The 23,405-nt window shown below is 70.2% G+C and carries 23 protein-coding genes; 17 read left to right on the top strand and 6 right to left on the bottom strand.

The features are described from left to right. Positions 1-15 precede the first annotated feature (15 nt). The 6 genes from ACZ5UI_RS10495 (at position 16) to ACZ5UI_RS10470 (ending at position 6,136) form a co-directional block, all read left to right on the top strand. Complete coding sequence (locus ACZ5UI_RS10495; protein ID WP_464196987.1) at positions 16-885, top strand: hypothetical protein; 870 nt, start codon at positions 16-18, stop codon at positions 883-885. After that, positions 882-1,280: a Zn-ribbon domain-containing OB-fold protein gene (locus ACZ5UI_RS10490; RefSeq protein ID WP_464196985.1), complete on the top strand. Its 399-nt coding sequence runs from the start codon at positions 882-884 to the stop codon at positions 1,278-1,280. The genes ACZ5UI_RS10495 and ACZ5UI_RS10490 overlap by 4 nt, the downstream gene beginning before the upstream one ends. Further along, the gene (locus ACZ5UI_RS10485) at positions 1,277-2,800 is read left to right on the top strand and encodes a class I adenylate-forming enzyme family protein (RefSeq protein ID WP_464196983.1); all 1,524 of its coding nucleotides are present in this window, start codon (positions 1,277-1,279) and stop codon (positions 2,798-2,800) included. Before ACZ5UI_RS10490 ends, ACZ5UI_RS10485 begins: the two co-directional genes overlap by 4 nt. Continuing rightward, positions 2,797-3,972 carry a thiolase family protein gene (locus tag ACZ5UI_RS10480; RefSeq protein WP_464196981.1) on the top strand — a complete coding sequence of 392 codons (1,176 nt, stop codon included), beginning with the start codon at positions 2,797-2,799 and terminating at the stop codon, positions 3,970-3,972. Before ACZ5UI_RS10485 ends, ACZ5UI_RS10480 begins: the two co-directional genes overlap by 4 nt. A gap of 173 nt (positions 3,973-4,145) precedes the next feature. Then, positions 4,146-5,273, top strand: coding sequence for an acyl-CoA dehydrogenase family protein (locus tag ACZ5UI_RS10475; protein ID WP_464196979.1), 1,128 nt, complete (start codon positions 4,146-4,148; stop codon positions 5,271-5,273). Next, on the top strand, positions 5,270-6,136 hold the full coding sequence (locus ACZ5UI_RS10470) for a 3-hydroxyacyl-CoA dehydrogenase family protein (RefSeq protein ID WP_464196977.1): 867 nt from the start codon (positions 5,270-5,272) through the stop codon (positions 6,134-6,136). Before ACZ5UI_RS10475 ends, ACZ5UI_RS10470 begins: the two co-directional genes overlap by 4 nt. Here the strand turns inward: ACZ5UI_RS10470 and ACZ5UI_RS10465 are convergent. Genes ACZ5UI_RS10465 through ACZ5UI_RS10455 form a run of 3 tightly spaced genes read right to left on the bottom strand, consistent with a single transcriptional unit; the run spans position 6,133 to position 9,244 of the window. Then, a complete protein-coding gene (locus ACZ5UI_RS10465) occupies positions 6,133-7,275 on the bottom strand; it encodes an acyl-CoA dehydrogenase family protein (RefSeq protein ID WP_464196975.1) in 1,143 nt (380 codons plus the stop codon). The two genes, ACZ5UI_RS10470 and ACZ5UI_RS10465, sit on opposite strands and share 4 nt — an antisense overlap. A gap of 8 nt (positions 7,276-7,283) precedes the next feature. Continuing rightward, positions 7,284-8,444: a thiolase family protein gene (locus ACZ5UI_RS10460; protein WP_464196973.1), complete on the bottom strand. Its 1,161-nt coding sequence runs from the start codon at positions 8,442-8,444 to the stop codon at positions 7,284-7,286. Further along, the gene (locus ACZ5UI_RS10455) at positions 8,441-9,244 is read right to left on the bottom strand and encodes an amidohydrolase family protein (RefSeq protein ID WP_464196971.1); all 804 of its coding nucleotides are present in this window, start codon (positions 9,242-9,244) and stop codon (positions 8,441-8,443) included. The genes ACZ5UI_RS10460 and ACZ5UI_RS10455 overlap by 4 nt, the downstream gene beginning before the upstream one ends. Before the next feature lie 94 nt (positions 9,245-9,338). Between ACZ5UI_RS10455 and ACZ5UI_RS10450 the strand changes: the two genes are divergently transcribed. Then, entirely contained in the window at positions 9,339-9,668 is a 330-nt protein-coding gene (locus tag ACZ5UI_RS10450; protein ID WP_464196969.1) for a putative quinol monooxygenase, read from the top strand. Positions 9,669-9,723: 55 nt separating this feature from the next. On the opposite strand, the gene ACZ5UI_RS10445 is transcribed toward ACZ5UI_RS10450, so the two are convergent. Next, a complete protein-coding gene (locus ACZ5UI_RS10445; RefSeq protein WP_464196967.1) occupies positions 9,724-10,551 on the bottom strand; it encodes a mycofactocin-coupled SDR family oxidoreductase in 828 nt (275 codons plus the stop codon). Between the two features lie 87 nt (positions 10,552-10,638). On the opposite strand from ACZ5UI_RS10445, the gene ACZ5UI_RS10440 reads away from it, so the two are divergent. From ACZ5UI_RS10440 to ACZ5UI_RS10405, 8 genes are all read left to right on the top strand, one after another. After that, positions 10,639-11,415: an enoyl-CoA hydratase/isomerase family protein gene (locus ACZ5UI_RS10440; RefSeq protein WP_464196965.1), complete on the top strand. Its 777-nt coding sequence runs from the start codon at positions 10,639-10,641 to the stop codon at positions 11,413-11,415. Further along, positions 11,412-12,986, top strand: coding sequence for an AMP-binding protein (locus tag ACZ5UI_RS10435; protein ID WP_464196963.1), 1,575 nt, complete (start codon positions 11,412-11,414; stop codon positions 12,984-12,986). The genes ACZ5UI_RS10440 and ACZ5UI_RS10435 overlap by 4 nt, the downstream gene beginning before the upstream one ends. After that, positions 12,973-14,148, top strand: a complete 1,176-nt coding sequence (locus ACZ5UI_RS10430) for an acyl-CoA dehydrogenase family protein (RefSeq protein ID WP_464196961.1) — start codon at positions 12,973-12,975, stop codon at positions 14,146-14,148. Before ACZ5UI_RS10435 ends, ACZ5UI_RS10430 begins: the two co-directional genes overlap by 14 nt. Further along, positions 14,145-14,660 (top strand): nuclear transport factor 2 family protein, encoded by a 516-nt coding sequence (locus ACZ5UI_RS10425; RefSeq protein WP_464196959.1) that lies wholly within the window; start codon positions 14,145-14,147, stop codon positions 14,658-14,660. Before ACZ5UI_RS10430 ends, ACZ5UI_RS10425 begins: the two co-directional genes overlap by 4 nt. Positions 14,661-14,709: 49 nt before the next feature. Then, positions 14,710-16,359, top strand: coding sequence for a GMC family oxidoreductase (locus ACZ5UI_RS10420; RefSeq protein WP_464196957.1), 1,650 nt, complete (start codon positions 14,710-14,712; stop codon positions 16,357-16,359). After that, positions 16,356-16,793 (top strand): nuclear transport factor 2 family protein, encoded by a 438-nt coding sequence (locus ACZ5UI_RS10415; protein ID WP_464196955.1) that lies wholly within the window; start codon positions 16,356-16,358, stop codon positions 16,791-16,793. Before ACZ5UI_RS10420 ends, ACZ5UI_RS10415 begins: the two co-directional genes overlap by 4 nt. Before the next feature lie 93 nt (positions 16,794-16,886). Beyond that, entirely contained in the window at positions 16,887-17,723 is an 837-nt protein-coding gene (locus ACZ5UI_RS10410; RefSeq protein WP_464196953.1) for a mycofactocin-coupled SDR family oxidoreductase, read from the top strand. Positions 17,724-17,824: 101 nt separating this feature from the next. Continuing rightward, positions 17,825-18,607: a FadR/GntR family transcriptional regulator gene (locus ACZ5UI_RS10405; protein WP_464196951.1), complete on the top strand. Its 783-nt coding sequence runs from the start codon at positions 17,825-17,827 to the stop codon at positions 18,605-18,607. Positions 18,608-18,628: 21 nt separating this feature from the next. Here ACZ5UI_RS10405 and ACZ5UI_RS10400 read toward each other — a convergent pair whose 3' ends face one another. Continuing rightward, a complete protein-coding gene (locus tag ACZ5UI_RS10400) occupies positions 18,629-20,254 on the bottom strand; it encodes a thiamine pyrophosphate-binding protein (protein ID WP_464196949.1) in 1,626 nt (541 codons plus the stop codon). Positions 20,255-20,487: 233 nt separating this feature from the next. Here ACZ5UI_RS10400 and ACZ5UI_RS10395 point away from each other — a divergent pair, with 233 nt between their 5' ends. Together ACZ5UI_RS10395 and ACZ5UI_RS10390 are read left to right on the top strand one after the other, a co-directional pair. Continuing rightward, positions 20,488-21,987 carry a sugar ABC transporter ATP-binding protein gene (locus ACZ5UI_RS10395; protein ID WP_464196947.1) on the top strand — a complete coding sequence of 500 codons (1,500 nt, stop codon included), beginning with the start codon at positions 20,488-20,490 and terminating at the stop codon, positions 21,985-21,987. Next, positions 21,984-23,060 (top strand): ABC transporter permease, encoded by a 1,077-nt coding sequence (locus ACZ5UI_RS10390; RefSeq protein WP_464196945.1) that lies wholly within the window; start codon positions 21,984-21,986, stop codon positions 23,058-23,060. Before ACZ5UI_RS10395 ends, ACZ5UI_RS10390 begins: the two co-directional genes overlap by 4 nt. Here the strand turns inward: ACZ5UI_RS10390 and ACZ5UI_RS10385 are convergent. Next, complete coding sequence (locus ACZ5UI_RS10385; protein WP_464196943.1) at positions 23,047-23,394, bottom strand: hypothetical protein; 348 nt, start codon at positions 23,392-23,394, stop codon at positions 23,047-23,049. The two genes, ACZ5UI_RS10390 and ACZ5UI_RS10385, sit on opposite strands and share 14 nt — an antisense overlap. Positions 23,395-23,405 lie beyond the last annotated feature (11 nt).

Here is a 23,405-nt window from a genome sequence, read left to right as displayed (position 1 = left end):
CAACGAGGAGAAGCCGTGCCGAAGACACTGCTCGAACGTGAGGACGAGCATCCGCAGACCGTGATCGACGAGCGCGACGGCCGCAGCATCGTGATCATGGACTCCGCCCGCTGGGTGGACGAGCGCAACACCGATCGCGACGTCGTCATCCCGGCGTCGTACATCGGCGTGCTGCCCGCGCGGATGATCGCGGTCCACCGTCCGCGCGGCGTGATCGGCCACGACGCCTGCATGGGCAAGGAGGGCGCCGGGATCCAGGGCCTCTGGTACCTCGAAGCGCTGGGGATCCCGGCGGCGACCGCCGACGGCATGACCGCCGAGATGGGCAACGGGCGCGACCTCTACGAGTCCGGCGTCCTGTCGTGCGTGAACTATCCGGCCGAGCGGTGCGGGCTGGCGATCGGCATGACGGTCAAGGAGGCCGCCGAGCTGCTGCGCTCCAACGACGTGTCGGACACCGAGGTCGGCAACAAGATCCGCCGCGAGATCGTCGAGGAGCACCCGAGCGGCCGGCGCACCGTCGTCACCGACTCGATCGTCTGGGCCTACCCGGAGGACGAGGGCCGCAGCGTGCTCGTCACCGCCGGCCACACGGGGCGCAGCGGCGCGAGCTTCCTGCTCGAGGCCAATCCCTGGGGCTTCATCTGCCACGACGGCGGCATGTCCAAGAACCGCTCGGGCATCACGGGGCTGGCCACGACCGCCGAGCACGGCCTCGCGGGCGCGTGCATCGACGGCAACTCCGCGCCGATCGGCGACGCCTTCCGCGGCTACGCGGAGGGCACGATCAGCGCGTGCAACGAACCGGCGCAACGGCGGGGGGTCGAGATCGGCATGACGGTCAAGGACGCCGCCCACCTGCTGCTCGTCGGCGGTGACGCATGACGGGCGCTCGTCCGCGTCCGGAGGTCTCGGAGCTGACCGAGGCCTTCTGGGCCGCGGCGCGCCGCCACGAGCTCGTACGTCCGGTCTGCAACAGCTGCGGCCAGAGCTTCTTCACGCCACAGATCGCCTGCCCGCGCTGCCTGTCGGAGGACTGGGAGTACCAGCGCAGCTCCGGCCGCGGCGTCGTCTACAGCGCGACGACGGTGCACCGCGCGCCGCTGCACGGGTTCGAGACCCCGTACCACCTGGCGATGATCGATCTGGAGGAGGGCTGGACGATGCTCACCAACGTGGTCGGAAGCGACGGTCCGCCCCCGATCGGCACGCCGGTCCAGGTCGTCTGGACGACCATCGACGAGGAGCTCGTCCTCCCGGCCTTCGAGGTGACCCGATGAACATCGGCGTCGCCATCACCCGCAGCGCGCGGCGCGCGTCCGACGCGGTCGCCGTGTTCGAGGGCGAGCGCACGCTCACGTTCGGCGCGCTCGACGAGCGCACGAACCGTCTCGCGAACGTGCTGCTGGACACGTTCGGCATCGCGAAGGGCGACAAGGTCGCGCTGCTCGTGGCCAACCGCACCGAGGTGGTCGAGGTGCTCGGCGGCTGTGCCAAGGCAGGCGCGGTCTACTGCGGTCTCAACTTCCGCCTGGGCCAGAGCGAGTACGAGGACATCTTCGACAACGCGCAGCCGCGGCTGCTGATCAGCGAGCCGGAGTTCGCCGAGCTGGCGGCCCACCTGTCCGAGCGGTTCTCGGTGCCCGTGCTGATGCTTGGCGACGCGTACGAGGACGCGCTGGCCAGCGCATCCGGTGCGGTGCCGCGCACCCTGCACGACGTTCGTCCTGAGGACGACTTCTGCATCGTCTACACGAGCGGCACCACCGGGCGACCGAAGGGCGTGCTGTTCACCTACGACGCGGTCGTCCAGCACGCGATCGTGGCGATCGTCGAGTACGAGCTCGACGCCTCGTCGCGTTGGCTGATGGCGCTGCCGCACAACTCCAGCGTCCAGATCACCTTGCTCCCGCTGCTGATCGTCGGTGGCGCCGTGGGCTTCCAGCGGGGCGGCGGGTTCGACGCACGCCGCTTCGCCGACGAGGTCGCCCGGACCGGCGCCACCCACAGCTACCTGGTCCCCACGATGCTCTTCCGCCTGCTCGAGGCGGGCGTGACGCCGGAGGAGATCGAGACGTTGCAGACGATCGGCTACGGCGCCGCGCCGATCCCGCCGCCGCGCGTGCGCGAGCTGGTCGAGCGCTTCGGCCCGCGGTTCATCCAGCTGTACGGGATGGCCGAGGTCGCATCGATCGGCACGATGCTGCGCAAGGACGACCACCGACGCGCGCTGGCCGACGGTCGGGACGAGATCTTCGCGTCCTGCGGTCGCGCGTCCTACGCCATGGACGTCCGGATCGTCGATGACGCCGGTGCCGACGTGCCGGTGGGCGAGCGTGGCGAGGTGATCTTCGGAAGCCCGTACACGATGACGTGCTACTACCGCGACGAGACGCGCACCGCCGAGGCGCTGATCGACGGCTGGATGCACTCAGGCGACATCGGCCTGCAGGACGACGAGGGCTACATCTACATCGTCGACCGCAAGAAGGACCTGATCATCCGCGGCGGGTTCAACATCGTCCCGTCGGAGATCGAGAACGTCCTCTACGCCCATCCCGCCGTGCTCGAGGCGGCCGTCGTGGGCGTGCCCGATCCGGAGTGGGGTGAGGCGCTGGTCGGGGCCGTCGCGTTCAAGGACGGACAGGAGGTGGCGTCCGAGGACCTGATCGGCTGGTGTCGCGAGCAGGGCCTGCAGAGCATCAAGATCCCCAGCCGCATCGAGGTGCTCGACGCCCTTCCGAAGAACGCCGTTGGCAAGATCGCCAAGCGCGACCTGCGGGACGGGATCATCGCGTGAGCGCGGGCGGGCGCCTGGCCGGCGTCGCGATCGTCGGGATCGGCCTGACGAAGCAGGCGCGAACGCTCGAGGCGACCTCGCTGTCGGCGAGCCTGGAGGCCGCGCGGCTCGCGCTCGCCGATGCCGGCCTGGCCAAGGAGGACGTCGACGGCATCGCCGCGCGCTGGCCCGGTCCCGGCGGCACCGTGTTCCAGCCCGGCTCGGCCGACTGGGCGGGCCTGCTCGGCATCCACGTGAGCTGGATCGGGGACAGCTACCCGCAGGGCGTGCCGGCGGTGCTCGATGCGGCTGCGGCGATCGCCGCCGGGTTGTGCGACACCGTGCTCATCACCGGCGGCCAGGCCGGCGTGATGCGAGCCGAGGCCGGGAAGGTCGCCTCCTACACGCGCCCCAGCAACGAGTTCGTCGAGCCGTTCGGCTCGTTCACGTCGGCGCAGTTCGCGCTCGTCGCCCAGCGCTACCTGCACCGCTTCCCGCACGCGCGCCAGGCGATGGCTGAGGTGGCCGCCACGATCCGCAACACGGGCGCGGCGAACCCGGAGGCGGTCATGTACGGCCGCGGGCCGTACACCGCGCAGGACGTGCTGGACTCGCCGCCCGTGGTCGATCCCTTCCGCCTGCTGGACCTGTGCCTGGCCAACGAGGGGGCGGCGGCGCTGGTGCTCACGACGGTCGAGCGTGCGCGCGCGCTCCCGCACCCGCCGATCGTGGTCATGGGCGGAGGCATGGAGTGGATGCGACAGCAGTACGTCGACCCGCCCCGCTACGAGGAGGTCTGGTCGATCGGCGCGGAGGCCGGCCGACGCGCGTTCGGCATGTGCGGGCTCGGCCCCGACGACGTCGACATCGCGCAGTTCTACGACGTGAACTCCTACGAGGTGCTGCGGCAGTTCGAGGCGATCGGGTTCTGCGGCGAGGGGGAGGGGGGTGACTTCGCGCGGGAGCGCGGCATCGGCCTCGACGGCGGCCTCCCGGTCTGCACCGACGGCGGCACGATGTCGTTCAGCCACATCGGTTGGGGGGCGCCGACGCTGAAGATCATCGAGTGCGTGCGCCAGCTCCGCGGTTCGGCAGGCGATCGGCAGGTGCCGGGCGTCGAGGTTGCGCTCGCCGCCGGCGCGGGCGCCGGTGCGCAGTACTACAACCTGCTTCTGCTGGGCAAGAGCGCCTGATCGCTCCGCACGTGCGGAGGATTGCCCCGGTGTTCCGCCAATCCTGATATCCTTGATCATCATTGGGCCCCAATCGGGACAGGAGGGTCGGCACTCGATCTGAGCGCCGCGATGCGATGAGTCACACGACGCTGAACGGGTTGGATGGAGCGGATCGACGCGCCATCGTGGAGATGGCCGGCGAGTTCGCCGCGCGGGAGATCGCGCCGCGGGTCGCGGAGTACGACCGCGCCGAGAAGCTTCCGCGCGACCTGCTGGACGCCATGGGCGAGCTGGGCTTCTTCGGCGGCGCCATCTCGATCGAGAACGGCGGCCTCGGGCTCGACTACGTGACGCTCGCCGAGCTCATCGAGGAGGTGTCGAAGGTCTGCCAGATCCTCGGCACGATCGTCTCGATGCCGTCCGGCCTGGTCGGCGCGAGCGTCGAGCGCTTCGGTCGTCCCGACCAGATCGAGCGGTGGCTGCGCCCGCTGGCCCGCGGCCAGATCTTCGGCGCCGCCGCCGTCACGGAGCCCGGCTCCGGCAGCGACGTCGCCGGCATGCACACGACGTACCGGCGCGAGGGCGACGAGTTCGTCCTCAACGGCGCGAAGGCGTGGATCTCCAACCTCGACATCGCGGAGTTCTTCGTCACGTTCGCCAGCTTCGACCGATCGCTGCGCCACAAGGGGGTCACGGCCTTCATCGTCCCGCGCGACACGCCAGGGCTCGGCCTGCACCCGTACAAGGACAAGCTCGGGTTCCGCCCGCTGAGCACCGGCGACGTGGTCTTCGACGAGATGCGCCTGCCGGCCGACGCCCTGCTGGGCGCGGAGGGGGGCGGCTTCGCCGTGGCCATGACCGCGGTGGAGCGCGGACGTCTCGGCGTCGCGGCCCGCGCCGTCGGCGTCGCCCAGGCCTGCCTGGACGACTCGACCGCCTACGCGGCCGAGCGGTTCGCGTTCGGCCGGGCCATCGCGGAGTTCCAGATCGTCCAGTCGAAGATCTGCGACATGGCCGTCGGCGTCATGACCGCCCGGCTGCTGGTCCGCGAGTGCGCGCAGGCGCTGCAGGATGGGCGTCGGGCCCGAGAGCTGACGTCGATGGCGAAGATGTACGCCAGCGATGTGGCCCAGCGCAGCGCGACGGACGCGGTCCAGATCTTCGGGTCGGCCGGCGTCTCCTCCGACCACCGGGTCGGACGCATGTTCCGCGACGCGAAGGTCCTCCAGATCGTCGAGGGCAGCAACGACCTGCACCGCGCGCTGATCGGCGAGATCGAGGTCGGGCTGCGCAGCGACGGCGAGCGGGTGGCGGCATGAGGGTCGCAGTCCTCGGCGCTGGGATCATGGGCTCCGGCATCGCCCAGCTCGTGGCCATGTCCGGCGACGAGGCCGTCGCCCGCGACGTCTCCGACGAGGTGCTGCAGCGCGCCGCGGCCGGCATCGACCGCAGCCTTGCCCGCTTCGTCAAAGCGGGCAAGATCGCGGCGGACGACCTCGCCGCGGTGCGCGGTCGCGTGACGTTCACGACCTCCCTCGAAGAGGCGGTCACCGGCGCCGACGTCGTCATCGAGGCGGTGCCGGAGGTGCTGGACCTCAAGCAGGAGGTGTGGCGCGACGTCGTGCGGTTCGCTCCCGCGGACGCGCTGCTGGGCACCAACACGTCGCAGCTGTCGATCACCTCGATCGCCGCTGCGCTGGGCGACGACGCCCACCGGCTGGTTGGCGTCCACTTCTTCAACCCGCCGGTCATGATGCGGCTCGTCGAGCTGATCGCCGGTTTGCAGACCGACGAGGCGCAGATCGAGCGCGCCCGCGCGTTCGCGACCGGCCTGGGCCGCGAGGTCGTGGTCTGTCGCAAGGACAGTCCTGGCTTCATCACGAGCCGGGCCTACGCGATTCTGCGGCTGGAGTGCGTGAAGATGCTCGAGGAGGGCGTCGCCACCGCCGAGGACATCGACACGGCGCTGCGGCTCGGCTTCAACTTCCCGATGGGTCCGCTCGAGCTCGGTGACATGAACGGCCTGGACACGTACGTCCACGCGATCAGCGCGCTGGCCGAGGCGCACGGCGACCGGTTCCGGCCGACCGTCGGCCTGAAGAACATGGTCGCCGCCGGCCGCCTGGGCCGCAAGAGCGGCGCCGGCTTCTACGAGTACGACGAGAACGGCCAGCGCATCTAGCGCTGGCCGCCCGTGACCTCGTTGACCACCTCGCGGGCGATGCCCAGGCGCAGGACCTCGGAGCCGCCCTCGTAGATCCGCATCGGCCGGGCCTGGCGGTAGAGCTTCTCGATCTTCGAGCCGCGGATCAGGCCCCAGCGGCCCATGATCTGGACGGCGCGGTCGGCGATGCGCCCGGCGACCTCGGAGGCCTGGAGCTTGGCCATCGACGACACGTGCAGCGAGGCCTGCGGATCGTTCCGCGCGAGCTCGCCCGCGCGGTAGGTGAGCAGACGGGCGGCCTCGAGCTCGGCCGCCGACTCCCCGAGCATGTCGGCGATCGCGCCGAGTCGGGCCATGGGCCGCCCGAACTGCTCGCGGGCGGCGGCGTGGCGCGCGGCCTCCTCGAGGGCGGCCTGCCCGAGCCCGATCGCCGCGCCGGCCACGGACACGCGGAACACCGACAGCGTGGCGAGCACGAGCCCGAACCCCTTGCCGCGCGTCCCCAGGAACGCGTCGGGCTCGATCGCGACGTCGTCGAAGGTCAGCTCGGCGAGCACGTGCGGGGCGATGATCTCCGGTGTCGCGGTGATCGTGAGCCCGTCGCTCGATGCCGGGACGAGGACCATCGAGTGCCCGTCGCCGTCGCGTGCGAGCACGCTGTAGAACGCCGCGGCGTTGCCGTTGGAGATGAACGACTTGGCGCCGCGCAAGCGCAGCCCGTCGGCGTCATCGACCAGCTCGGTCGTCACGGCCTTGAGATCGGAGCCGGCGACCGGCTCGGTCAGGCCGAGCGCGGCGAGGGCATCGCCCGTGGCCACACGCGGCAGCCACTCGGCGCGCTGCGCCTCGCTGCCCCCTCGGGTGATCGCGTAGCTGCCGATCCCCTGGAGCGCGAACAGCGAGTCCAGATGCGACGAGGTCGCCATCAGGACCTCGCGCACGACGGCCACCGCAAGCGGGTCGATCCGCTCGTGACGACCGCCGTGCGCGGACGGCACGACGAGCTCCCACAGCCGACTGGCGGCGAGCGCTTCGCGGACGCCTTCGTGCACGGTGCTCAGCTCGTCCGCCTCGGCGGCGAACGGCTCGACGACCGCGGCGACCGCGCGGGCCTCCTCCTGCAACGCCACGTACTCGGGCGCGAGCTCGAAATCCATCGTGTCTCCTAGACGCGTTCGATGAGGGTGGCCGTGCCGAGGCCGCCGCCGCAGCACATCGTCACGAGGCCGAGGGTCCCGTCGAGGTCCTCGAGCTCGTGCAGCAGCGTGGTCATGAGGCGGGCGCCGGTCGAGCCGAGCGGGTGTCCGAGCGCGATCGCCCCGCCCCGCGGGTTGACGCGCGTGCGGTCGGGCGCATGTTCGCGCTCCCAGGCGACGAAGACGGACGCGAACGCCTCGTTGATCTCGATGACGTCGAGGTCGCCGATGACGAGCCCGTTGCGCTCGAGGATCTTGCGCGTCGCCGGGATCGGGCCCGTGAGCATCGTGATCGGATCGACGCCGAGCACCACCTGATCGACGATGCGGGCGCGCGGCGTGACGCCGAGCTCCTTGATCTTGCGATCGGACATCACGAGCACCGCGGCGGCGCCGTCGGAGACCTGCGAGGCGTTGCCCGCCGTGACGCGGCCGTTCTCGCGAAAGCTCGCCCGTAGCTGCCCCAGTGCCTCCAGCGACGTGTCGGGCCGGATGCCCTGGTCGGCGACGATCGTCCGGCCGTCGATCTCGATCGGCAGGATCTCGCGAGCGAAGTCGCCCCGGTCGGTGGCCGCGGCGGCGAGCTGGTGCGATCGCAGCGCGATCTCGTCCATCTCGGCGCGGGTGATCTCGTACTGATCGGCGATCATCTCGGCGCCCTCGCCCTGGGGCACCAGGTCGTAGCGCTCCAGCAGCTCGGGCGGGAAGCCGTGACCGAACTGCTCCTGGACGGCCTGGTTCACGCGGAACCCGACCCGTCCCATGTGCTCCACCCCTGCGCCGATGACCACGTCGTCGACGCCAGCGGCGACCTTGAGCGCCGCCATGTTGACCGCCTGCTGGCCCGAGCCGCAGCGGATGTCGAGCGTCGTGGCGCCGGCGCTCTCGGGGAGCCCCTTGGCCAGCCACGCGTTGCGGGCGATGCCCTGAGACTGCTCGGCCGCTTGGTACACGCAGCCGGTGATGACGTTGTCGACCTCAGCGGGATCGATGCCCGCGTGCTCGAGGAGGCCCACGTAGGTGCGACCGAGGAGATCGGCGGGGTGGATGTCGCGCAGGTCGCCCTTCTCGGGATGCCCGCGGCCGACGGGGGTGCGGATCGCGTCGACGATGTACGCCTCGCCGCTCATCGGACCAACTCCGCGCCGACGCCCTCGAGCAACCGCTGGAAGTTGCCGCCCAGGATCGCTGCGGTGTCCTCGTCGGAGAGGCCGAGGCCGCGGATGCGCTGCATCTCCGCCGCCGGGTCGGCCATCGGCCAGTCGGTCGCGAAGACGACGCGATCGGCGCCATGGCGCTTGATCAGCGACCGCACGACGGCCGGGTCGATGGACCCGACGCTCGGCGGCCACGACGTGTCGATCGTGACGTCCGTGCCGATCACGTGCTCGAGCGCCTCCTCGGTGACGTGGTAGCCGCCGAAGTGGGCGGCCACGATGTCCAGCCGCGGGAAGGCCGCGTGGATGTCGGCGATCATCTTCGGCGTGGCCTTGGTGTTCTCCTCACCGCGCTGCTCGGGGCCGACGTGGAACACCGCGACGAACTCGCCCTGCAGCGCGTCGAGGACGGCCCAGAGGCGCTCGTCGTCGAGTGCGAAGCCCTGGAACAGCGGGTGGACCTTGACACCCTTGAGCCCGTTCTCGCGCAGGCTGGCGAGATTCTCCTCGGGCGTACGGCCGGGGTGGACGCTGCCGAACCCGATGAACCGGTTCGGGTCCAGTGAGCCGACGAAGCGATTGGCTGCTTCCAGGCGCTCGGGCGTGTCGGCGACGGCCAGGCACACGCCGCGATCGATGCCGGCGGCTTCGAGGACTGCGGCGGCGCTGGCCACCGTCCCGTTGCCGTAGCGGACGAGGTCATCCGTCGGAGAGCCGAGCGCGCGCTCGGCGATCTTGTCCGGCCAGACGTGGATGTGCCCGTCGATGATCATGCAGCCAACTCCTCCTCGCAGTCTATCCAGGATAACGATTATCCGATCGGTGTGCGATCATCGTCGGCCCACCAATTCGGAGGAGACCGAAGGCATGATCGTCATCAGGGCCGTGATCCGCATCAACGAGGGGCAGGCCGATGCCGCCCGCGCGGAGGCCACCACCGTCGCCCGGCGCTCGGTCAAGCGCGACGGCGTGCTGGGGTACGACTTCTTCGCGCTCGACGAGGACCGCATCGTCGTGATCGAGGTCTACGACAGCTCCGAGACCCTGCTCGCCCACATCAACGGCGGCGGCTTCGACGAGCTCTTCTCGGTGACGTCGGTCGAGGAGCTCGAGATCTACGGGGACCCCGCGGACGAGGCGAAGGCGATCTTCGCGGCGATCACCACGCCCGCGATCCTGCCCTCCTTCACGCGGTAGCCGCCGCGCGCCGTGGTGGGTCCGCCCGGGGGCGGACCCACCGCTGGCGGGACGGTTACGGCTTGGCCAGGTACCCGGCGTCGACCGGCAGCCGGACGCCGGTGATGTGGCGCGCCTCGTCGGAGGCCAGGAACAGGAACGCGTAGCTGAGATCGACCGGGTCGTTGCGCTGGACGTTCAGCAGGTTGCCCATGTTCAGGCCGATCGTGCCCTGGGAGATGTCGGGGTGATCCTCCATCCACTGGTCGAAGTACTCGTTGCTGATCATCGGCGTCTCCGTCGCGCACGGGTGGACCGTGTTGCAGCGGATGTTGTAGGGCGCCAACTCGATGGCCATCGTCAGCATGAGGCCGCAGATGCCGTGTTTGGCGGCCGTGTAGTGGGCCATGTACGGGAAGCCCGTCACGCCCGCGGTCGACGAGGTGAAGGCGATCGAGCCGCCGTTGCCGCCGGCGATCATGTGCGGGATCACGGCCTTGCTCATCTTCCACACGCCCGTGAGGTTCACGTCGATGGTGAGCTGCCACTGCTCCTCGCTCAGCTCCCATGTCTTCGGCGCGAAGATCGAGAGGCCGTGGTTGATCACGACGCTGTCGATCTTGCCGAACTCCTCCATCGCGGTGTCGGCGACGCGCTTCATGTCGGCCTCGCTGCGCACGTCGGCCTTGACGGCGATGCAGCGCTGATCCTGCTCCTCGACCAGGCGGACCGTCTCCGCCATGTCGTCCTCGGTGCTGAGGGGGTAGGGGACCCCGTCGATCTGCTCGGCGACGTCGCAGAAGACGATGCTCGCGCCTTCCTTGGCGAACGTCACCGCGTGCGAACGACCCTGACCCCGCGCGCCTCCGGTGATGATCGCAACCTTCCCGTCCAGCCGTCCCATGGTGTTCTCCTCCGGGGATCGTTGTGGTATTTCGGAAGATTAGTATAATTGATAGCTGACTAAGGTGTTCCGGGGACGAGGAGGGTCATGAGCGGGGTTTCGGGCGAACTGCGGGACGGGGTCCAGTGGATCCGTCTCGAGCGCGCCGAGCGGATGAACGCATACGACGAGGGGATGCTCGAGGAGATCCTCGCGTTGATCGCGCAGACGCCGCGCGATGCGCCGATCGCCATGACGGGCAGCGGCCGCGCCTTCTGCAGCGGCGGCTATCTGGCCAACCTGGCCGAGGCCGACGAGGACGATCTGCGCCGGATGTTCTACGGCTCGCTGCGCCTCTTCGACACGCTGCGTGGGCACCCGGCGCCGGTGTTCGCCGCGGTCAACGGCGCCGCGGTCGGAGGCGGCAACGAGCTCGTCGTGGCCTGCGATCTGGCCATCGCCGCGGAGAGCGCCTTCTTCGGGCAGACCGGTCCGCGGATCGGATCGGCGCCCGTCCTGGGCGGCGCGAACATGCTGGCCATCGGCGTCGGCGACAAGCGCGCCAAGGAGATCTCGCTCCTGTGCCGGCGCTACACCGCCGCGCAGGCGCTCGAGATGGGCTGGATCAACGCCGTGGTCCCGGACGACGAGCTCGAGGACGAGGTCATGCGCTGGGCGCACGAGCTGCGCTCCATGAGCCCGCGCTACCTGGAGATCGCGAAGATCTCGTCGAACGTCTGGTGGAACCACTGCCGCGAGTCGTACGTCTCGGGACTCGGGATGCTCGTGCAGGCGATCGGCTCCGCCGACATGCTCGAGGGCGCGAACGCGTTCATGGAGAAGCGCAAGCCGCACTACCCGCGTTCGACCGACGGCGCGGCGTGAGGACCTACGAGGGCTTCACGCCCACCTTCGCCGACCAGCGCGACTGGACGCTGCCGCGGATCCTGCGCGAGCGCGCGCGGACGCACGGGGACCGGGTCTTCCTGGACGTCCCGTGGGAGGGACGCCGGATCACCTACGCGCAGACGCTGGATGCGGCCGAACGCATCGGGCGGGCGCTGCTGGCCGACGGCGGCCAGCCGGGCGACCGGGTCGTGATCATGGCCGCCAACTCCGCCGACTACGTGCTCGCCTGGTTCGGCATCGCGATGGCCGGCATGGCCGAGGTGCCGCTCAACACCGCATACGAGGGCCCGTTCCTCGAGCACCAGGTGCGCACGACCAAGCCGCGCGCGGTCATCGCCGACCCGGCGCTGCTGAGCCGGTTCGAGGAGGGCAACGAGGCGTACGCGTCGATCGAGCGCACGTACACGTTCGGGGGCACGTTCGACCGCCTGCTCGAGGGCGCCGACGTCGAGCTGCCCGAGGTCGACTACCGCGACCTCGCCGCGATCTTCTTCACGTCCGGCACGACCGGCCTGTCGAAGGGCGTGATGATGTCCCACTCGCACCTGGCGTTCTTCGCCGACCAGGGGCGCGCGCTCACACGCCTCACGGACGCGGACGCCTACATGTCCGTCGGCCCGCTGTTTCACGGCAACGCGCAGTTTCTGGCGGCCTATCCGGCGCTTGTCGTGGGCGCGCGGTGCGTGCTGCAGGAGCGCTTCAGCGCGACGCGCTGGATCGAGCAGATCGCCGAGACGGGCACGACGGTGACCAACCTCGTCGGCGTGATGATGGACTTCGTCTGGAAGCAGCCGCGCAAGCCCCAGGATCGCGACAACAAGCTCCGGGCGATCTACGCGGTGCCGCTGGCCACGACGATCGCGCAGGAGTTCCGCGAGCGCTTCGGGGTCGAGGCCTTCGTCGAGAGCTTCGGCTCGACCGAGGCGTCGCTGCCGATCATGACGCCGTACGGCGAGGATCGGCCCGACGGGGCCTCCGGGGTGCTGCTTGAGGACTGGTTCGAGCTGCGCATCGCCGACCCGGACACGGACGCCGAGGTCCCGGTCGGCCAGGTGGGGGAGCTGCTGGTGCGCAGCCACGTCCCCTTCACGATGCTGAGCGGCTACTACGGCATGCCCGACCGCACGACGGAGGCGCTGCGCAACCAGTGGTTCCACACCGGCGACGCGGTCAAGCGCGACGCCGACGGCTGGTACTCGTTCGTGGACCGGCTCAAGGACGCGATCCGCCGGCGCGGCGAGAACATCTCGTCGTTCGAGGTCGAGCAGGCGATGCTGCTGCACCCGCGGATCGCCGACTGCGCCGCCGTCGCGGCCCGGGCGCGGAGCGGCGGGGAGGACGAGGTGGCGATCTTCGTCGTCGCGGTCGAGGGCGAGACGCTCGAGATCGAGGAGGTCCGGGCCTGGAGTGAGGCGAAGCTGCCGGCGTTCGCGAGGCCGGAGTTCCTGACGATCCTCGACGCGCTGCCGTACACGCCGTCGGGGAAGGTGCGCAAGCTCGAGCTGCGCGAGATGCTGGATGAGGAGACTGTCAATGGCAGGCGATAGCACCCTGACCGCGGCCGACAAGGACGCCCTGATCGCGGCGGTACGGGAGTTCGCCGAGGCCGAGCTCGGCCCGCACGTCGAACAGGCTGACCGCGACGAGAAGCTGAGCCGCGATCTGCTGGAGCGCGTCGCCGACCTGCACTTCTTCGGTGGCGTCATCCCAGCCGAGCTCGGCGGACTCGGACTCGACTACGTCACGTACGCGCGACTGATCGAGGAGCTCTCGCGCGTGGACCACATCATGGCCACGCTCGTCTCGCTCCCCTCGGGGCTCGTCGGCTCGAGCCTGCTGCGGTACGGCACGCCGCAGCAGCGCGAGCGCTACCTGCGGCCGCTGGCCGAGGGACGCATCTTCGGGGCCGCGGGGGTCACGGAGCCCGGCTCGGGGAGCGACGTCGCCGCGATGGTGACGAGCTACCGCAAGGACGGCTCGGACTACGTGCTCAACGGCGCCAAGGCGTGGATCTCGCAGCTCGACGTCGCGTCGTTCGTCGTGACGTTCGCCACGTCCGATCGGGCGCTCGGCCGCGAAGGCGTGTCGGCCTTCGTCATCCCGGTGGGGACGCCGGGCATGAGCTTCCACCCCTACCACGACAAGCTCGGCTTCCGGCCGCTGTCGACCGGCGATGTCGTCCTCGACGAGGTCCGCGTTCCGGCCGACGCCCTGCTGGGCGAGGAGGGGCGCGGCTTCGAGGTCGCGATGACTGCCGTGGAGCGCGGACGCCTCGGCGTCGCGGCGCGCTCGGTCGGCGTGGCGCAGGCCTGCCTGGAGGATTCGATCGCGTACGCGACCGAGCGTGAGGCCTTCGGCCGGTCGATCGCCCAGTTCCAGATCGTCCAGTCGAAGATCACCGACATGTCCACCGGGGTCCTGACGGCCCGGTTGCTCGTCCAGCACTGCGCCGAGGCGCTGGACTCCGGCGACCGTGCGCGCAAGCTCACGAGCATGGCGAAGATGTACGCCAGCGACATCGCGATGCGCAGCGCCACCGACGCGGTGCAGATCCACGGTGCGGCGGGCGTGTCGCGCGACCACCGGGTGGGTCGGCTCTACCGCGACGCCAAGGTGCTGCAGATCGTCGAGGGCTCCAACGACATCCATCGCGCGCTGGTCGGCGAGATGGAGCTCGGTGTGCGACGGGCGCCTGCGCCGGTGCGATGAGCGCGCTGGTCTGCGACCCAGCGGACGCGCTGGCGATCCAGCAGGTGCTGGCGCGGTACGTCCGCGGTGTGGACCGCCTCGATCTCGAACTCGTACGCAGCTGCTACCACCCCGACGCGCACGAGGACCGCGGCCGGTACGCCGGCGGGGTGGAGGACTTCCTCGCCTGGCTCGAGGCGACGCTGCGGCCGATGCACGGGACGTGGCATCTCGTCGGTGTTCCGCTCGTCGAGCTGGTCGAACCCGAGGTCGCGCATGTCGAGAGCTACTGCCTCGCCGTCCAGTACCTGGCCGAAGAGCCCGCGACCGGAGGCTGTCCGTCGAACCTGGTTGCCTGCCGGTACGTGGACCGGTTCGAGCGTCGCCACGGCTCGTGGCTCATCGCGGAGCGGACGGCGGTCTACGAGCCGCCGGTCCCGCTCGGCGTGACCGCGGGAGTGGCGTCCTTCGGGGCCCGTTCACAACGCGATCGGACGGACGCGGCATACCGTGCGCGGTCAGAGAGCGTCTGATAGGTTCATGCTCATGATTGCACTTAATCTGGGTGAGGAGAGCTCCTAGATGGCTTCGTACGACGTGATCATCGTCGGGGCGGGAGGCTCCGGGGCACCGCTGGCGGCCCGGCTGAGTGAGGACCCGGAGATCAGCGTGCTGCTGATCGAGGCCGGCGCGGACCACACGACGACGGACTCGTTCCCGTTCGAGATCCGGTACTCGGGCGCGATCGGCGCCGCGCTGCCCGGCAATCCCAACAACTGGCCGATGATGGGGCAACTGACCGCGGACCTGAACTACCCCGTGCCGCGGGGCAAGGTCGTCGGCGGCTCGACGTCGCTGAACGGCACCGGCTTCACGCGAGCGCGCAGGAGCGACTTCGACCGCTGGGTCGCGGCCGGCAACACCGAATGGTCCTACGACGCGGTGCTGCCGTACATGATCAAGCTCGAGCGCGATCTCGAGTACGGCGACGAGGCCGACCACGGCACCGGTGGCCCCGTGCCGGTCAACCGCGACCGCCACAACCCGCATCCGGTGACCAGCGCCTTCTACGGCGCCTGCGTCGAGCTCGGCTACCCGGAGGAGGCCGACAAGAACGGGGAGCAGGCGATCGGGTACGGCCCGGTGCCGCGCAACTCCGTCGACGGCCTGCGCTACAACACCGCGATCTGCTACCTGAACCCGGTTCGGGCCCGGCCGAACCTGACCGTCCGCGCGGACACGCTGGTCCGCAAGGTCGTCATCGATGGCACCACGGCGACCGGCGTCGAGGTGTCCGGTCCGGGCGGGACCGAGATCATCAGCGGCAGCGAGATCGTGCTCTGCGCGGGCGCGCTGAAGACGCCTCAGCTCCTGCTCCTGTCGGGCATCGGGCCGAGCGCTCAGCTGGCCGAACACGGCGTCGCGGTGGTGTCCGACCGGGCCGGCGTCGGCGAGAACCTGATGGACCACCCCGACGTCGAGCTGACCTGGCGGCCGAAGAAGAAGATGGCCTCCAAGCGACAGCGCGACTCGTTCCAGGCCTGCCTGAACTTCACGTCGCAGGACGCGACGTGCGAGGGCGACATCGAGATCCTGCCGACCATCAAGCCGATCTCCGCGATGTTGCTGGCGCGCGAGGAGTCGGGGGTCCAGGCCGCGCTCACCTTCGTCAAGCGGGCGCCGGCGGCACTCAAGCAGCTCAAGGGCACGTCCATCAAGCGCCTGCTCGCCCAGACGGCGCGTCGCAACGACCTCTTCGTCGTCGTGGCCCTCCAGCAGGAGGAGGCGCGCGGGCGGGTCAGCCTGCAGAGCGCCGATCCGACGCAGGCGCCGCGCATCGAGTTCGACTACATGTCGACCGAGCGCGACCGGCGGCGCATGCGTGAGGCGGTGCGCACCTGCGCGTCGCTGCTCACGTCGCGGGCCATGGGCGACATCTTCGATCGCATGACCGAGATGACGCCGGCGATCCTCAACAGCGACGACAAGCTGGACGACTGGGTGCGCGAGCACCTGGCGCCCACGTTCCACGCGACGAGCACGTGCCGCATGGGCGCGGCCAGCGACGCGGGCGCGGTGGTCGACCAGCGCGGTCGCGTCCACGGCGTGCAGGGCCTGCGCGTCGGCGACGTGTCGATCTGCCCCACCATCCCGACCCGGGGGCCGAACAACACGGCCATCATGATCGGGGAGCGGATGGCCGACCTCATCAAGGAGGACCGCGCGGCATGACCAAGCTCACTGCCGAGGACCGCATCGAGATCCACGAGCTGCTCGCCCGTCGGGCGCACGCCTCGGACTTCGCGGCGGACGCCGCCGCCTGGGCGGCGACGTTCACGCAGGACGGCGTGCTCGAACAGCCGCCGGTCACGCTCGATCTGCCGGGCGGCGAGGCCGAGATGCAGACCACGACGAGCGGCGCGGCGGAGCTCGAGAGCTTCATGGCCGCGGCGTTGCCGAACATCGTCGGTCTGCGGCATCGCATCTCGAACGTCGTCGCCGACGCCGCGGAGGACGGGGCCGTCGCGACCTCGCTGTTCGAGGTCATCGACGTCGGCCGGGGCGGGGTCACCGTCGTGTCCGGGCGGTACACCGACACGTTGCGCCGGACCGACGAGGGATGGCGCACGTCGCACCTGATGGTGCAGATGGACCCGGCGTCCTAGCCGGCGGATTTGTGGGCGGGGTGCCTCGCCCGAGACATCGAGAATGACCGGCGGCACCGAGAGGGGGCCGATCGGTCGGTTGTGGAGGAACTCATGGCGGGTCGTGTAGAGGGCAAGGTCGCGTTCATCACCGGTGTCGCACGCGGGCAGGGTCGCAGCCACGCGGTGCGACTGGCCGAAGAGGGCGCCGACATCATCGGCATCGACGTCCTGCAGGACATCCCCGGCGCTCCGTACGAGGGCCCGACGCAGGCGGATCTCGACGAGACGATCCGCCAGGTCGAGGCGCTCGACCGCCGGATCGTCACGCGCGTGGGCGACGTCCGCGACTGGGACGCCATGAAGGGCGTCGTCGACGAGGGCGTCGCCGAGCTCGGGCGGCTGGACATCGTCAGCGCGAACGCGGGCATCGGCTCGTACCCGATCAAGCTCGAGGACATGCCCGACGAGAACTGGCACGAGATGATCGGGATCCAGCTCACCGGCGTGCACTACGCCACGAAGGCCGCGATTCCGCACATCAAGGCCGGCGGCCGCGGTGGGGCGATGGTGCTGACGGCGTCGGTCACCGGTCAGCGCGGCTACGCGAACTACGGCCACTACAACGCCGCCAAGCACGGCGTCATCGGCCTCATGCGCACGCTGGCCAACGAGCTCGGCCAGGACAGCATCCGCGTGAACTGCATCCTGCCCTCGCAGGTCTCGACGCACATGAGCCTCAACGAGACGACGTACAAGCTGTTCGCCCCGGACAACCCGGACGCGGGCAAGGAGGATTTCGCCCGGGTCTCGCAGGCGATGCACCTGCTGCCGATCCCGTGGCTCGAGCCGCGCGACATCAGCAACGCGCTGCTGTTCCTGGTCTCCGACGAGGGCCGCTACATCACGGGCGTGCCGCTCCCGGTCGACGCCGGCTGCCTGGCCAAGTAGCGCATCGCGCCGCCCTTCCGACGGTCGACGTCGGGAGGGCGCGACGCGATCCATGCTAATAAATCGATGCTGCGACCGCTCGACGGATATAGTCAAACGTTATGGACGCCGTAAAGCCCGCCCCGACGCTGGAACGACCGCGTCGAGCCAACGACGACCATCGGCCGAAGAAGACCGCGATGCTGCTGGCGCAGCGCATCGTGGGGGAGATCGCCGACCAGGGGCTGGCGCCCGGCACGCCGCTGCTCGCCGAGAAGGACATGCTCGAGCAGTACCGCGTCGCCCGGGGCACGCTGCGTGAGGCCCTGCGCTTCCTCGAGATCCAGGGCGTGATCTCGATCAAGACCGGCCCGGGCGGTGGGCCGCTCGTCAGCGAGCCGAAGTCGCGCCACCTGGCCAGCATCATCGCGATGATGCTCCAGCTCGACGGCGCGACCTACCGGTCGGTGCTCGAGGCCCGCACGACGCTTGAGCCGTCGCTCGCCCGCAAGGCGGCCGAGCGCGCGACCGACGAGGACCTCGCCGCGCTCCACGACTCCGTCGTGCGCATGCACGAGCACATCGACGAAGCGGATTACTTCCTGGAGGAGAACGAGATCTTCCACGACCTCGTTTCCGAGAGCGCGGGGAACCAGGTCTTCTCGCTCGTCATGTCCTCGCTGAACTGGATCTGCGACGGCACCGCGCTCGGCGTGACCTATGCGCTGGACACGCGCGAGGCCGTGGCCAAGGAGCACGGCCGCATCTACCAGGCGATCAAGTCACGCGACGGCGAACGGGCCGCCGCAGCGATGGCCGTCCACATCGGCGACCACCTGACCTACATGGAGCGGTACTACCCGCAGCTGATCGACGCGCCCCTGCGCTGGGATCAGGTGCACTGACCGACCCCCGCCGCGCCGCGCTCAGTGCGCGGCGCGCTGGAAGGCCTCCTCGAGCCAGCCGGCCCGCACGTTCTGGGTGACGTGGCAGTCGATGACCAGCGGGCGCCGGACGTCGCTGAGCAGCTCGTCGAGGCCCTCGAGGTCGGCTGACGTGCGGATCGTGTAGCCGTCGGCGCCCATCACGCGGGCGAGCTCGTCGAGCGGCGGCACGCTGAACCGCGAGGCGCGTTCGTCGAGATCGAGCATCCGCAGGAAGTGCATCTCGGCGCCGTAGGCCTCGTCGTTGTAGACCAGGATCACCAGCGGCAGCTCGTAGCGCACGGCGGCGTCGATCTCGCCCAGCGCCATCATCAGGCCGCCGTCGCCGACGGCGGCCACGGTGACCGAGTCCGGACGGGCGACGGCGGCGCCGATCGCCGCGCCGAGGCCGAGGCCGATCGACCCGAAGGCCATCGTGGACACGAACCGCGTCGGGTCCTGGACGGTGATCGTGGAACCGGGGAAGCCGACGAAGTGGCCGGCGTCGATGACCAGCGAACGGTCACGGGGCAGGGCCCGGTCGATGGCATGCGAGAGCACTCGCGGGTCGATGGCGTCGTCCTCGCTCTCGTCGGGCACCTCGACGGGCTCGGCCAGATCGGCGGTGACCTCGTCCGTCCGGTAGCCCTCGCGTTCGGCCACGCGGTCGAGCAGCGCGCCGGCCACCACACGGGCGTCGCCGATGACCGCGAGGGCGGCCGGGGTGAACCGGCCGATGGCCTCCTCGGAGACGTCGCACTGGACGATCGTCGTGTCGGCGCCGAAGAGGGTGCCGCCGCGCGACGTGAAGTGGTTGAGCGTGGCGCCGAGCACGATCACGCAGTCGGCCTCGTTGATGAGGCGGCGTGTGCGCTCGGTCGAGAAGCCGCCGGCGATGCCGATGTCGTACGGGTGGTCGCCGAACCAGCCCTTGGCCAGGAGCGACGTGGCCAGCAGCGCACCGGTGCGGTCGGCCAGCGCGACGATCTCCGCACGGGCGCCGGCGAGGCGGGCACCCTGGCCGGCGATGATGACCGGACGCTCCGCGGCGTCGATCGCGGCCACCGCGGCCGTCAACGCGGCCTCGTCGGGCGCGGCCGGCGCCGGCGGGTCCGCCAGGCGTGGGACGTCGACCCACTCCGTCTCCTCCTCCTGCACGTCGGTGGGGAGGACGAGCGCGATCGGACGCCGCTCCGTGCGCGCGCGGTGGAACGCGCGGGTGACGGCCTCGACGGCGTTGCTCGCGTCGAGCTCCTCGACCGGGATGTCGATCGAGGCGAGGATCGGGCGCTGCTCGATGTCCTGGGGGAGACCGCGGACGACGGTTGGCGTGTCCCCGCAGATGACCAGGAGCGGGGTGCGGGCGCGGCGCGCGCTGACCAGGGCCGTCATCGCGTTCGTCAGACCCGGTCCTTGCGTGAAGGTGCAGACGCCGACGGTCTCCGACACCCGGGCATAGCCCTCGGCCATCGCCACCGCGCCGGCCTCGTGGCGGCTGCTGTAGAACGGCACGTCGAGCTCGGTGGTCAGATAGGGCAGGAGCTTGAGGTTCCCGTCGCCCATCAGGCCGAACACCGCGCGGGTCTCCTCGCGGGCGATCACCGTGGCCACGGCTTCAAAGATCTTCACGGCCGGCTCCCCTCCTGCTATAGCTCATATCTATAATAAGGGTAGGAGTGTAACGGCCCGTCAACAGCGGTGCGGACGGCCGGAAGTCTGGGGAATTCGAGCGTCTGGGTGCCAGCGGTTCCCGCTTGACTCGGTATAATAAATATGTCAGTCTCGCCCCCGTGAACGCTCCGGAGAGTGCGGAATCGACAGTCGGACGGGTCGACGGAGGAGAGCTTGGGACCGAGGTCCTGGTGCTGCGGAACGTGTCGAAGACGTTCCCCGGTACGCGCGCCCTGATCGACGTCGACTTCGACGTCCGCAATGACGAGATCCACGCGCTGGTGGGCCAAAACGGGTCGGGCAAGTCTACGCTCGTGAAGACGCTCGCCGGCGTGCATACGCCCGACGAGGGAGCCGACGCGTGGATGAACGGCGAGCCCTTCGATCTGTACAGCGCGACCGGGTCCCTGCACGATCGACTGCGCTTCGTCCACCAGGATCTCGGCCTCGTGCTCGAGCTGAGCACCATCGAGAACCTCGCGCTGTTCCGTGGGTTCCAGCGCGACCGGCTCGGCCGCCTGCGCTGGAAGGAGCAGGCGCGCGCGACGCAGGAGGTGCTCGAGCGGTTCAACGTCCACATCGACATCAAGGCGCCGCTCTCGGAGGCGACGCCGGTGGAACGCGTCGTCGTCGCGATCGCCTGCGCCCTGCAGGGCTGGGAGGGTGGCCGCGGTGTGCTCGTCATGGACGAGCCGACCGCCGTGCTGCCCCCGCGCGAGGTCAAGCGGATGTTCGAGATCATCGCCGAGGTCCGCTCCGCGGGGACGAGCGTCCTGTACATCTCGCACCGCCTGGACGAGATCTTCGAGATCGCCGACCGGGTCAGCGTGATCCGCGGCGGGCGCATGGTCGCCACCCAGGATGTCGCACAGACGACTCCGCGCGATCTGGCGTCGCTGATGGTCGGCGAGGACGTCGACCCCGGCCTGCGCGTCGGCGTCGCCGTCGGGACCGACCAGCCCATGGCGCTGGAGGCGCGCAACATCCGCGGCCGCGTGCTGCGCGGCGTTGACATCACGCTCCGCCGGGGCGAGGTGCTGGGCCTGGCCGGCCTGCAGGCCTCCGGTCACGAGGACCTGGTCTACGCGCTCGCCGGCGCGCGCGGGACCGACGTGTCCGGCGACGTCCGCATCGCCAGCGACCCCGACACGTGGGTGCCGGTCGAGGAGGCCGGGCGGCTGGGTCTGCCGCTCGTCCCCGGTGATCGCGCCGGCGAGGGCATCGTCGCCGAGTTCAGCGTCGAGGAGAACCTGACGCTGGCGATGCTGGGCCAGCTGAGCAACCGCTTCAGCCTCAGCCGGCGCAAGGAGGACGAGCTCGTCGAGCTCTGGACGCAGCGCGTGCAGATCAAGGCGGCGAGTCCAAAGGACCTGATCACCACGCTGAGCGGTGGCAACCAGCAGAAGGTCGTCATGGCTCGGTGCCTCGCGCAGGAGCCCGAGGTGCTGCTGCTGTGTGAGCCGACGGCCGGCGTCGACATCGGGACGCGCGTCGCGCTCTACGAGTTCATCGCCGGCCTCGCCGTCCAGGGCCTGTCGGTGATCGTCTCGGACTCCGACATCGACGAGCTCATCGCCATCTGCAGCCGCGTCCTGGTGTTCCGCGACGGCGCCATCAGCCAGGAGCTGTCCTACGGCGAGCTCTCGCACTCCGCACTCGTACATGCGATGGAAGGGACCTACCAGCCATGAGCACGCAGCTCCGGAAGAAGCTGTCGTTCAGCAACATCGGCGCGGTCTACGTGCTGCTGGCGATCATCGTGGTCTTCTCGATCTGGGTGCCGGACACGTTCCCGACCTGGGCGACGGCCAAGCAGATCCTCAACGGCAACGCGGTCGTCGCGATGATCGCGCTCAGCCTCCTGATCCCGCTGAGCGCCGGCGTCTTCGACCTTTCGACGGCCTACACCGCCTCGCTCTCGGGCGTGCTGGTGGCCAAGCTCATCGTCGACGGCGTGCCGATCTGGCTGGCCGTCCTGATCACGCTCGGGGCGGCGCTGGCGGTCGGGCTGCTGAACGCGCTCGTCGTCGTCGTCATGCGCGTCGACTCGTTCATCGGCACGCTGGCCACCGGGTCGCTGATCCTCGCGCTCATCTCCTGGGTCAGCCACGACGTGACGATCCAGGACCCGAAGCTGTCGGGCGGTTTCCTGGACATCGGCCAGGAGACCCTCTTCGGGATCACCCTGCCGGTGTACTACACGCTGGCCATCGCCGGGGTCATCTGGTTCCTGCTCGAGGCGACGGCCACCGGCCGGCGCATCTACGCGACGGGCTTCAACGAACGGGCGGCGCAGCTCGCGGGCGTGCGGGTCAAGAAGCTGCGCTTCGGGTCGCTCTTCGCCTCGGCGTTCATCGGCGGCGTGGCCGGGATCGTGCTGACCTCGGTCATCGGCAGCGGCGATCCGTCCGCGGGCCCGCCGTACCTGCTGCCGGCGTTCGCCGCCGCCTTCCTGGGCGCGACCCAGCTGCGCGGAGGGCGCTTCAACGCGCCGGGCACGTTGATCGCGATCCTGCTGCTCGGTACGGGCATCACGGGCCTCGGCCTGGCCGCCCAGCCGCAGTGGGTGCAGAACATGTTCACGGGCGTGGTCCTGATCGCGTCGCTCGCTGCGGCGGGTGTCCAGCGGCGCAAGTCCGGCCGCGGCTCGTGGTGGCGTCGGGGCAAGGACGACGCGCCAGACCCGGATGACCCAGCCGGCACGCCGGCCGATGGCGCAACCGTCCCCATCACGGTCGGGACCCCCGGCCTCAACCAGCCTTGACCCAACCGCAAGACCAACTGTTCGAGGAGAGAGGAAAGCCGTCCATGTACAGAGGAGAGGGGAGCCGTTCCATGACTACGTTCGCCCACGCACGGCGTTGGGTGCCCGCCATGCTGGTGGCCGTCGTCGCATCCGCGACGCTCGCCGCCTGCGGAAGCAGCGACGACAGCAGCACGAGCACGAGCGCCAGCACGGGCGCGAGCAGCACGACCGCGAGCACTGGCTCGACGACGACCGCTGGTACGACCGGCGACCGCACGCCGCTCTTCGAGAAGGACTTCGCCGCGTGGTCCACGGCGCCCGCGGAGATTCCGGTGACGACGCCGCAGTCCAAGCCGGCTCCAG

The organism is Conexibacter sp. JCM 18997 (assembly GCF_055391915.1).
Note: the sequence above shows the minus strand (reverse complement) of the source record. Positions and strands in the feature narration are given on the sequence as shown.